This window comes from Elizabethkingia sp. YR214 (assembly GCF_003058195.1).
GTDB lineage: Bacteria > Bacteroidota > Bacteroidia > Flavobacteriales > Weeksellaceae > Elizabethkingia.
Genome location: NZ_QBUH01000011.1, coordinates 67,861 through 80,354 on the forward strand (window position 1 = coordinate 67,861; position 12,494 = coordinate 80,354).

Sequence of the window (12,494 nt, forward strand, 5' to 3'; positions counted from 1 at the left end):
AAAATCTTATAAATTATTTGCTATTTAAGAGAGTTTGAGGTTTAACTTAGAGTAAAAAGTGTATTTTAGAGGTGGCAAAGCTAGTATAAAAATGTTCTAAAACTTAAAAATGAAACCCTACTTGCATGCTACGTGTTTGTAATTATCGTATTGATGAAAGTTAGCGGGATCTTTTACAATTTATCTACAATTAGATGAATGTAATATATTAAGGGATAACAATATGACTATAATGCTAAACTCCTACTTCAAAATGCATTTACTCTTGATGAAAGATTTAAAGAGCCCTAGGAATCAATTAAACAAAGTTTTTTTATTTCTTATCCTATTCAGAAAAAGAATGCATATAAATGTTAAAAATATGAATTCCTGATTTTATTAAAACATAGGACTTATGTAGGGCCTTTATTTTTGTGATCAATGTTGAAATTAATCAATTTTACAGCCAATAAATATTGAGCAAGATAGAGTGAAACTTATAAAGTTCTGAAAGTGTTTTTCTATCCGGTAATTGTCACGAATAAATAATGGATATATAAAACAAAAAGATTTATAAAAAACATATAAATAATTGTTTATTAAATACTTGCTGTAGAAATCAATAGGTTTGAAAATGTTTAATCATTATTTTCATTATTGTGTACGTTTGTTTGTGAAATAAGTCTTTATGGCTTTCCGGTCGATTTTCGTCTCTATTTTAAGTCGGCCAGTTTTTTCAGGAAAGATTATCAGAGAGGTATCTTTACGTGCTGTTTTATAATGTATTAAAAAGGAATGATGTAAATAAATTGCCTTATAGAATATAAGAAAGCACTCTAAAGACTTTTAAACGATATGAAAAACAGATTTCTGGACATTGAGCTTAGGTAGATGTTAAGTCCCTTACTTTCTTTGATCAATCTGATAAGGAAATTAAACGTTACCAATATATATGGCAATAGATGCCACACGACCAAGAGTATTAGACTATTCTGTCTGTAAGAGCTGATCGTCACAAGGATAAAGCTTTAGTAGAGAATGGTGTATGTATTTTGTGTTTGTCAAGTGCCGTAATGGTATTGAATCGCTGGTCATCTGTTAGAATTACGATTGCATTATAAGGTCTTACCTCCTGGGCTTTAACGACTAATCCGGCCAATACTAGGTCTATATAATGTTTTAATGATGCAGGTTTTCATATGGTAGTTTTAAAAGTTTATCAAGAATATTAATTAAAATGAGTTTAGTTTAAACAACGAAAAATAATTCATTTATTGAGTTGTTAAAGTAAGGTTTATTGGTTAGGTCCCTTTACAAAATTTATCCTATAACAAAACTTCTGCTAAGAATAATGTTTGATTTGATATTAATGATGCTAAATATCAACTGATTACATTAGGTGTGAAATCTATTTTCATGTTTTAGAATTATTTTTTTTATAAAATTCAAAAAAAAAAAGTAATTAAAAATTACATTAACACCATACAGATACCCTACACGATATTAAAAATACAGAGTTTAATGGTATATGTTTAATTTACAATAAAAAAATAACGAATAAATTAAAATAAAAATTAATTTAGATGTATTAATAAAAATACAATAAATTTCATATTTTAATATTATTTAGTCAAATGTTATTTTTTTTTATTACAGTTAAAACAAGTGAAAATGCAAAATAATAAAGGAGTTAAATCTAATTAATGTAGTTAGAATCAATAAATAATTTACTAAAAATGCACACCATGAAAAAACTATTTTTCATTTTGTTATGTTTCCTTACCGGAGTTTTAATCTATGCCCAGAGGACAGTTACAGGCATTGTTACAGGAGAGGATAACTTTCCGTTAGCCGGCGTAACAATCACTGAAAAAGGAACAAACAACAAAATCACTTCTGACCAGGAAGGGAAATTCAGTATTACAGCTTCTGGAGAGAATGTTGTTCTAACAATTTCTAAGTCTGGATTCAAATCTCGGGAGATTCCAACAGACGGAAAAATAACAATCAGTATCACACTCTTTTCTGTCACTCCTGAGAAAGCACAACAAATTAACGAGGTAGTCATAACTGCATTAGGAATCAAAAAAGAATCCCGGGCCCTTACGTACAATGTACAGAAAGTAAGCGGAGCTGAAATTGTCGATGGTGGGCAGGGAAATATCCTTAACAGCCTTTCGGGCAAAGTTGCTGGGGTAGATATTAAATCTTCTGCATCTGGTATTGGAGCGGAGTCCAGGGTTGTTCTTAGAGGAACAACATCCATTACACAAAACAATAATGCCTTGTATGTTGTAGACGGAATTCCTATGCCCAATCTTTCTTTTGCTGCTCCACAAACCTCAGATTTTTATAGTGGTCGTGGAGCATCTTTTGGTGGAATTGCTATGCTAAATCCGGAAGATGTTGAAAATATTTCTGTTCTTACCGGAGCAGCTTCGGCAGCATTATATGGCAGCAGTGCAGCCAACGGGGTGATTCTTATCACCACTAAAAAAGGGCAGAGTGGAAAACCAAGAATATCTTTCACTAATACTTTAAGCGTCATGGATCCGTTTATACTGCCTCGTTTTCAGAAAAGCTATGGTGCCAACGCAGGCGGAAGTATGTTTAGTTGGGGAGATAAACTAACGACACCCCCCATGTATAATCCTGCTAATTTTTACCAAACAGGAGCCAATTACACAACCGCAATTGGAGTAAGTGGTGGTTCTGAAAATAATACATTCTACGTTTCCGCCTCCAGGCAGGATGCAGACGGAATTATTCCTGAGAACAAATTCAGCCGTTATAATTTCACAGCCAGTAACTCCGCATCCTTATTCAACAAAAGAGCAACATTGGATTTATCATTCAATTACATCAATCAGAACGACCAGAACATGACGACTCAGGGCTTATACTACAATCCTATAGTTCCTATTTATCTAATGCCTGCAACTACAGATATAGGAAAATATAAAATATATGAGCGCTATAATCCAGAAAGAAATTTCGAAACACAATATTGGGATTATGGGGATCAGGGAATAGCTTTACAAAATCCTTACTGGACAGCAAACCGGAATATATTTACCAATAAGATAAACCGTTATATCATTACAGGAGCTTTAAAAATCAATATTGCGGAAGGAATAAATGTTACGGGACGGATGAATTTTGACAATTCAGCTATGAATTCCGAAACCAAATTATATGCCTCTACATACGGTTTATTTGCAGGATCTCTTGGTGCCTATATGAGAAACCCTCAAAACAATCAACAAATCTATGGTGATATTATTGCCAATATGGATCGTCGTTTCGGAAAATTTGGAATCAATGCCAATGTAGGAGCTGCTATTACTGACAATCAGTATGAAACCTTTACTGTAGGAGGGAACCTTTCACAATTAGCCAATCTTTTCACGTTAAAAAATACGGTTACAACCACTCCTCCATACGAGGCAAAATCCCGCGACCAGACACAATCTGTTTTTACAAGCGCTACTGTAGACTATAACAAATTAGTCTACTTAGATCTTACCGGAAGATACGACTGGCCTTCCCGACTATACGGAAGCACCAAAAGTTACTACTTCTATCCTGCTGTAGGTCTTTCTGCAATTGTTACCGATATTTTCAAAATTAAATCAGATATTTTATCTTATTTAAAAATAAGAGGTTCCTATAGTGAAGTTGGTAACAGTCCGCCGGGAGGCACTACAGTTCTTACATTTCCTTTTGTAGGAAGCAATATCGGAACTACAGGAACAAGACCTTCCAACAGTATCCAGCCCGAACGCACTCGTTCCTCAGAAGTGGGGATCAATGCCCGATTTCTGAAAAATAAATTAGAGCTTACTGCTACAGCCTATACTTCTTCAACTTTTAATCAATTATTCAAACCTACTTTTTCAGGAACATCACTTTTCAGTTCCATATATGTGAATGCCGGTCAGGTAGACAACAGAGGTATTGAAGCTTCTTTAGCATGGGAAAGCCCTATATTCAACAGAGATCTGAGATGGAGATCGCAGGCCACTTTTTCATTAAACAGAAACAAAGTTGTCAGCTTGCTCAAAGATTATTACGACCCATACAGTGGTTCTACACTGACTATGGACAAACTTAATATGGGTGGCACCGGAAGCTATCGCACTGTCCTTACAGAAGGTGGCACTATGGGAGATATTTATGTCAACACCTTAAAAAAAGATTTTCAGGGGAATGTTTATGTAGATGCTAATTCAGGACAAATTGAAGCCGATCCTGACAATTTCATCAAGGCTGGGACCTCACTCGCAAAGTATCGTTTGGGATGGAGAAATGAATTCAAATATAAAGATTTCACATTCGCATTTCTTATAAACGCCCGGGTGGGTGGTGTCGGGGTATCACAGACACAGGCTGTTATGGACTTCTTCGGTGTATCTGAATCCAGTGCAATGGCACGGGAAAATGGTGGTGTGTTGATAAACGATGGTAAAGTAGATGCTCAGAAATTCTATCAGGTAGTAGGAAGTCCACAAGCAGGTGTTGGTGCCTATTATGTATACAGCATGACCAATGTAAGATTAGCTGAGGTATCTCTTTCCTATAGATTGCGTACACCGTGGATAAAATTTATTAACAATGTTATTATAAATGTGAGTGGGCGAAATTTATTTATGTTCTACAATAAAGCACCTTTCGATCCTGAAAATACAGCATCCGTAGGCACTTATTATCAGGGAATAGATTATTTCATGCAGCCCAGTCTTAGAAGTATAAGCTGTTCACTAAGATTAGAATTCTAATACAAACCACAAAAACAAAACTAAAGATGAAATTACCTATAAAAAATATAATTTTAGTGGGCATGGCAAGCGTAGCCTGTGCTTGTACCAATCGATATGCAGACTTCAATACCGATCCCACACAGCCTACTGAAGATATGCTACAACGTGACTATTATCAGCTAGGAGCATTCTTTCTTCAGATGCAAAAGAATGTGTTTCCTGCGGGAAGTAATGGCACCGATGAAGTAAATCAATACCAACTTACAGACAACCTACAAGGGGATATTTATTCTGGTTATATGGGCGTTAGTAATACTTGGAATGGTGGACAGAATAATTCTACCTACGGACTGGTACCCAGCTGGTACGAAGAAATGTTTAAGCGTGCCTATCTGGGGAATTTCGCAGGATGGACCCAAATAAAAGACAGAGCAAGCACACCAGAAACAGTAGCATTAGCAGACATTATAAAAGTAGCAGGTTTTCACAGAGCGACTGATACTTATGGCCCGCTTCCTTATTCAGGTATAAAAGCAGGTGTTGTCAGTACCAAATACGATTCGCAACAAGCGATTTATGATTCCTTTTTCAAAGAACTGGACAATGCAATTAATGTATTAACAACTTTTTCTCAGAATTTTCCAAATTCAAAAATTCTTGGCAATTATGATTTAATTTATCAGGGTGACATCCGTAAATGGATTCAGTTTGCCAATTCACTGAAACTGAGACTTGCATTAAGAATTGTGTACGCTGATCCGGCAAAAGCAAAATTATACGCAGAATCAGCAGTCAATCATCAGATAGGAGTTATAAAAACTGCCGATGCAAGTGCTGCCATTAAATCTTCTCCAACAAACTTCATCAGGAATCCTATTTCAGCTATATGCTACCAATATGATGATGTTCGGATGGGCGCGAATATGGAGTCCTTTCTAAAAGGTTATAAAGACCCCAGAATATCGTCTTATTTCAATCAGGTGACTATTGGAGGAACAACAGGCTATTTTGGAATAAGAAACGGAATCCAGATTAGCAACAAAGCATTGTACACCCCTTTTTCTACCATAAAACTTGAGGAAAACAGCCCCTTACCATGGCTAACAGCGGCGGAAACATATTTTGCAAGGGCAGAAGGTGCATTAAGAGGATGGAATATGGGTGGCGCAGCCAAAGATCTCTATGAAACCGGCATACGTACCTCTTTTCAGCAGGCTGGAGCTAGCGGTGCTGATAATTATCTTAATGACAGCAGCAGTACGGCAGCAGCATACAGAGACCCTGTAAGCTCGTCCAATAACGTCAATACCGGAAGTACACTTCTTAGTACCGTAACGATTAAATGGGCTGAAACCGATAGTTTTGAAAAGAAACTGGAGCGTATCATCACGCAGAAATGGATTGCTGTATTTCCTAATGGACAAGAGGCTTGGAGTGAGTTCCGCCGGACTGGGTATCCTAAAATTTTCCCTGTTGTTGTGAACTATAGTGGCGGAACGATAGATACATCGAAACAAATCCGCAGAATGCCTTTTCCTAATTCGGAATACAGAGACAATCCGCAGGGAGTTGCTTCGGGTGTTACTGCCTTGGGCGGCTCGGACAATGGAGGAACCCGATTATGGTGGGATAAAAAAAATTAAGCTAACCTGAAAAAATTAAAAAAATGAAAGACGTTCGTATTATACCTATAATTCTCACAATATTGATCAGTTGTGTTCTGATACTTTTCGGTTGCACAGCTGAAAACAGACCTGAACCTGAAAATGTAGATTCAGTACCCAAAAATTCTGATGAATACCATGCTAACCTCAGGGCCTATAAAAAATCACCTCATCAGATTGCATTTGGCTGGTATGGACCGTCGGGGCTTTCCAATCTGGAAGCTTCCATGCAAAACCGATGGAAAGGAATACCTGATAGTTTAGATATTATAAGTATGTGGGGCGGATTTCCAGAGAAAGATTCTCCAGGATACAAAGAAATGAAATTTGTGCAGGAAGTAAAAGGTACCAAAATTGTACGAGTCGAATTCACGGATGAAGCTTTTTTCGACAAAATTATAAAAGGTTTTAAAGCTACCTACTTCGATGGTCAAACCAAAGGCAAACTAAAAGAAGGCTTTGATAAAGTAGCTAAAATATTATATGAAGAGATTGTAACTAATGGGTTAGACGGTATAGACTTTGATCATGAACCTTATGTTTGTGGCTGTAATACCTGGAACATCACCAAGAATGAAGATGACTTTGGACTTTTTATAGAAGCTATGGGTAAGTATTTCGGACGTGTTGCAGGAACCGGAAAAATGTTATTAATAGACGGAGAAGTCAATTTAGTTCCCACTGATGCCGGTAAGTATATTGATTACGCTGTCGCACAGGCATACGGAACATCATCTCCACAAAACCTGCAAGATAGATACGATAATATTTCGTCCTGGTGTCCCCCTGAGAGATTCATTGTTACTGAAGATTTTGAAAAATATTGGAAAACAGGAGGGGCAAATTATGAAGATCCCATCAATGGTTTGGTTCCTTCCTTATACGGAATGGCCTACTGGAATCCTACACAGGGGGCAAAAGGTGGTGCCGGCTCTTACCATATAGAATATGATTACGGAAACTATCCCGGATATAAATATACCCGTAAAATGATACAGATTATGAATCCTGCTCCAAAATCTAAATAAAATAAATTTACTATGGAAAATCTCCTTAAATATATAAGTATTGTCTTGTGTCTTCTTTTCTGTTATGCATGTACCAATGATGAAATACCTGTTTCTGAAAATGCAATTTACTTTGAAGGCAATTTAGGTAAAGATGTTATTAATGTCAATATAGAGGACAGTGATTTAAACGTACCTATTTCCATACGGACAGCTAAGCCTGTAGACAATGAAATACAAGCATCTGTTCGGATAGATGAAAGCACAGTAGATGATTACAATAAGAGAAATGGTACTCAGTATACAGCACTGCCTGCAGATTATTATACACTTCAGGATAGTAAATATACTATAGAAAAGGGAAAGTATATTTCCAATATAGGAATATTAAAAATAAAAAGTCTTACCGGTTTACTAACCAATAAGAAATATATAGTACCTATTACAATAATAAACACTACCAATATTCCATTACTTAGGGCCTCCAAATCATTATATGTAGTTACCAATCGTACGATTACTACCAAAGCTGCTTCACTTACTAACAATTACTTTAAAGTAGATTTTTCTAAAAATAATGAGGGATTAAATGCTATGACCAAACTTACATTTGAATCAAGAGTCCTCATAAATAATTTTCAGAATAACTATCCTTTTATATGCTCTGTAATGGGAATTGAGGAAACCTTTTTAATTCGCTTCGGAAATGTCAACATATTACCATCCCAACTACATGTGGGAGGCGGAAATACTTCTGTCACAGTGCCCGCCCCCTTCTCCACAGGGATTTGGTACCATATTGCGGCAGTGTATGATGGCAGTCAGTTAAGAGTTTATGTAAACGGAGAATTAGTTGCATCCAAAAATGCAGTACGTACCATAGACCTCACTAACATGTGGGCAGGAGGTTTCCATATTGGATATTCAGCAGATGGGCGTCTGCTAGACGGGGCAATTAGTGAAGCCAGGGTGTGGTCCCGCGCATTATCACAAAACGAAATCGCCAATGGTGTATGTGGTGTTGATCCTAAATCAGAAGGTCTCATAAGTTATTGGAAGTTCAATGAAAGCGATGGTAAGGTTGTAAAAGACTTATCAGATAACGGACACGACGCAATAGCTAATACTTCCATTACATGGGTACAAGGAGTAAAATGTAGCAATTAAAAATGATATTTATTTATGAAAAAACTGATAAAATATATAAATTTTATATTATTGTCATTTATCATCCTGGCTTGTACCAGTGATGAAATGATAACCTCTCCTAATGCAATCTACTTTGAGGGGGCCTCCGGAACCAATATTACCAATATCTCCATAGACAAGAGCGGAGCCCTGATACCCATTACGGTTAGAGCAGCCAAACCTATGGATACTAAAGCCAGCGTGGCTGTACAAATAGACTCCAAAGCTTTGGAACAATATAACAAGGAGAATGGTACGATTTACCAGATGCTACCTTTAAATTATTATACATTTAACAATAATTCCTTTACAATAGAAAAAGGGAAATATATCTCTGACCACTATCAGTTATCCATAAAAGATATTGCTAATTTGCCGGAGATTAACAAATATGCTCTTGCCATTATGATTATAGGTACAGAGGGGAATTCTCCTGCTTTGAATGCTGCAAAAACCTATTATATATTAATGGATCGGGTATTATATACTTCTGTAGCAGAACTTGGATTCAATAATTCTATTGATGCAAAATATAAAACACCTTATAAAGGCCTAAGAACATGGACAATGGAATGGAGGGTTAAAGCTGCAGATCTTAATGGTAATAATCAAAAACTAATATATTCTTACCCAACCGAAGTATATACCAGATTTGAAAAAGTAATAGAAAAACCCGATTTATTACAAGTAAGAATAGGAGGGGTTGAGTTATTACCTCAGCAAAGCTCACAATCAAACCGCTGGTATCACCTTGCACTTGTATAATGGAAGCTCTATTATATGGTATATGGGGTCCTAGCCATGACAAATGCATTGTCAGCTTCTTTTGATTTTAAATCTATTGGTTTTGGAGGTAATTATGGGACAAAATAGGTTAATGAAATTCGTTTCTGGAATATTGTAAGTTCGTCTGCGGAGATAAGAAATAATATGTATGCTATAGACCCTGCAACACCAGGTCTGGAGGGTTACTGGAAGTGTAATGATGGAAGGTACTACAGTTAAAGACTACTCTAGAAACGGAAATGATATGATTGCGGGAAGTAATTTTAAATGGATACCAGATGTGCGGATGCTTGCTGAATAATACTTACATGATCTGTAAATGTCTGATAAAAAATAATAAATATGAAATTTTTGTAACCAACAAATATTAAAAAACAATAAAAAAGTACACTATGAAAGCATATAAAATAAATATATACAGCATTCTTTTCATATCCCTGTGGAGTTTTCTGTTATTTTCCTGTCGCGAAGATGATACTACAGTTGCATCCTCTAAAGACGCTCTGCAAATTTATTTACAAGCCAATAATAACAAAGATCAGGTATTAATAAGTACCCCTATTCTTATATTACAGGGAAAGTTTCTTGCAGATAACAACGATTTGTTTTTTGCTGTTGCTACCAGAGAAGTCACAAGCAATACACAGCTAACCATAACTGCTGAGTCCGACACTTCTTTTATTGAAGCATACAAAAAGCAATATGGAAAAACACTTCCCTTATTACCATCAGGTGCTTACAGTATTCAGGAGACTATTAATATTCCTGCAGGAAAAAGCATGTCAGATAAAATGCTTTCATTAACATGGAAGGATCCTTCTTTAATAAAGGATAAAAATGCAACCTATCTGCTTCCAGTATCTATAAAAAGTATGGATAACAAAAATGCAACACTTACTTCTAACAGAAACACCATTTTTATAGAAGTAAAATTTAGTGAAGTATCCTATAGCTTTAAAACCCTAGCAGGTAAAACCACAGATGATGTAATATTTAAGAAAGCAGGAAACATTGTCCTAATTAACGGTGCAAATCCAAAACTATCAGTTTCATTGAATAGTATTATAAATACCGAGACATTAATAAAAGTGGGTGTAGACAATTCTCTTATTGGAGCCTATAACAATACCAATGGAACTCAATTCCAAATGTTACCGGAAAATACATATAAACTAAGTACCGCTTCGCTTAACATAGCGAAAGGTAAAACTTTGTCTAACGAATTAGAAATACAATTTACAGACGCTATGGCCCAATTAGATACTCAGAAACAATATTTATTACCTGTAAAATCAAGCATGCAATCAGGCCTGCCTACTACCAATGATATTGTTTATTTAAAAATAAATATTTTTATAACCAATTTCAATTCCGGCACGCCTGTTGTTGGCAGCACTATAGACCGTAGCAACTGGTCTGTCACAACAAGTTCAGAATACCAGCCAGAATACAATGCATCAATGATGCTGGATGGAGATACCAATACAGGATGGCTTTCAGGCCTTAACTCATCAGCAGTTACTTTAGATATGGGTACTATCCATACCTTAAAAGGTTTCTCATTGACACCAACTTATTTCAATGGTTCTTATGCATTATTTTCTCAAAATTTTACAGTATATACAAGTGATGATGGTATCAACTGGACCAAACAGGGGGCTTATGAAAACAATGAAAATATAGGAGGATCTCCGCAGGCCCCTTATATCGGATGGATATCTTTTATAGAACCTGTAAGGACACGTTATGTAAAATTTGATAATATTTCATCACTCCAAGGCATAGGAGAATTTAATGCAATAGAATAAAAATAACGAGCACTTTTTTACCTTTTATATGGTAGAGTGCTTTCTGATGGAAGTTCTGTTTTAAACAGGCTTCTATCTTGAATCTAACATTTGGCAATTTCATGGGTGGTTTCATTTAGAAATATTTGCTAATAATTATTTAACAATAACCATATTATTACATATATGAAAAAAATAATATTCATTTTTAGTACACTTATCTTTTTAAACAGTTGTTCAGCAACTATAAATTCAACTTTTAGTGATTCAGGAAAACCATTAACTATTAATGATAAAGTTGCATTTCTTGATGTAAATCACAAAGTTCCAGATGGTGCTAGAAAATTGGGAACAACTAAATTTGGCGACTCAGGATTTTCTACAGACTGTGATTTTAATTCCAACTTAATAAAGGCACGTCAACTAGCTAGAGAGAACGGAGCTAATATTGTAAAGGTTACAGAGAAAAAAGAACCTGGTTTATGGAGTACATGTTATAGAATAAAAGTTGAATTTTATTACTATGAGGGTAATGTCACTACTTTACCCCAATATCAATTGCAAATTAATTAAACTATATTATATGAAAAAACATTATTTTGTTTTAGCCTTTTCGGCTTTATTTTTAACAACAAGCTGTGCTACAATTATTTCGGGAAGTAAACAAGGAGTAAATTTCACAAGTATTCCAAGTGAAGCAACTGTATATATTGATGAAGTTGAAGTAGGTAAAACTCCTTTTGAGACAAAGCTTGAAAGAAAGAGAGAATATAGTGTTATGATTAAATTGGATGGTTATCAGCCCTATGAAACTAAACTTACAAAAAAGTTTAATGCATGGTATCTAGCTAATATTTTATTTGGTGGAATTATAGGTTTGGTTATAGATCCTATTACCGGAGCTATTTATAATTTAACGCCTAAGCAGATTAATGCTCAGTTAGCACAAGGAACCGTTTTTAAAACTTCCAAAAATGGGATTAATATTGCTGTATCTTTGAAGGTTGATGAAAACTGGAAAAAAGTTGGACAGTTGGTAAAACTGTAACCAAAGATACTTTTGTAAAGTTTATATTTTATAAGAGCCTCAGTAAATCTGGGGCTTATATTTTTTTTATGTATAGAGAATATAAGTATTTTAGAATGTATGGGTATAATTGATTGTTGAAGGAGCTGTCACATGGAAATCATCATGATTAGTTCACTCTGTTTTTCTCTTCAAATTTTGCATTCTTATCAGCACCTTTTACTTTGCTGTTTCCAAATTTATAGCCAACACTAAGTATAAAGTCTCTGTAATCATAATAATTTTCATTTTTCACA

The 12,494-nt window shown here is 35.2% G+C and carries 9 protein-coding genes; 8 read left to right on the forward strand and 1 reads right to left on the reverse strand.

Going from position 1 to position 12,494, the window contains the following annotated elements:
* Positions 1 to 1,724 precede the first annotated feature (1,724 nt).
* From C8J95_RS17275 to C8J95_RS17310, 8 genes are all read left to right on the forward strand, one after another.
* Entirely contained in the window at positions 1,725 to 4,757 is a 3,033-nt protein-coding gene (locus C8J95_RS17275) for a SusC/RagA family TonB-linked outer membrane protein (RefSeq protein ID WP_255412865.1), read from the forward strand.
* 26 nt (positions 4,758 to 4,783) lie between these two features.
* Complete coding sequence (locus tag C8J95_RS17280) at positions 4,784 to 6,382, forward strand: RagB/SusD family nutrient uptake outer membrane protein (RefSeq protein ID WP_107809957.1); 1,599 nt, start codon at positions 4,784 to 4,786, stop codon at positions 6,380 to 6,382.
* A 23-nt stretch (positions 6,383 to 6,405) separates the two neighbouring features.
* Complete coding sequence (locus C8J95_RS17285; RefSeq protein ID WP_107809958.1) at positions 6,406 to 7,431, forward strand: glycoside hydrolase family 18; 1,026 nt, start codon at positions 6,406 to 6,408, stop codon at positions 7,429 to 7,431.
* Between the two features lie 12 nt (positions 7,432 to 7,443).
* On the forward strand, positions 7,444 to 8,577 hold the full coding sequence (locus C8J95_RS17290; protein ID WP_107809959.1) for a DUF1735 and LamG domain-containing protein: 1,134 nt from the start codon (positions 7,444 to 7,446) through the stop codon (positions 8,575 to 8,577).
* A gap of 15 nt (positions 8,578 to 8,592) precedes the next feature.
* Complete coding sequence (locus tag C8J95_RS17295) at positions 8,593 to 9,363, forward strand: DUF1735 domain-containing protein (protein WP_107809960.1); 771 nt, start codon at positions 8,593 to 8,595, stop codon at positions 9,361 to 9,363.
* A gap of 413 nt (positions 9,364 to 9,776) precedes the next feature.
* Positions 9,777 to 11,192 (forward strand): BT_3987 domain-containing protein, encoded by a 1,416-nt coding sequence (locus C8J95_RS17300; RefSeq protein WP_107809961.1) that lies wholly within the window; start codon positions 9,777 to 9,779, stop codon positions 11,190 to 11,192.
* A 165-nt stretch (positions 11,193 to 11,357) separates the two neighbouring features.
* Positions 11,358 to 11,744, forward strand: coding sequence for a hypothetical protein (locus C8J95_RS17305; RefSeq protein ID WP_107809962.1), 387 nt, complete (start codon positions 11,358 to 11,360; stop codon positions 11,742 to 11,744).
* A gap of 10 nt (positions 11,745 to 11,754) precedes the next feature.
* Entirely contained in the window at positions 11,755 to 12,219 is a 465-nt protein-coding gene (locus C8J95_RS17310) for a PEGA domain-containing protein (RefSeq protein ID WP_107809963.1), read from the forward strand.
* Between the two features lie 148 nt (positions 12,220 to 12,367).
* Here the strand turns inward: C8J95_RS17310 and C8J95_RS19080 are convergent, their stop codons facing one another.
* Positions 12,368 to 12,493, reverse strand: coding sequence for a hypothetical protein (locus C8J95_RS19080; RefSeq protein WP_255412866.1), 126 nt, complete (start codon positions 12,491 to 12,493; stop codon positions 12,368 to 12,370).
* Between the last annotated feature and the right edge of the window lies 1 nt (position 12,494).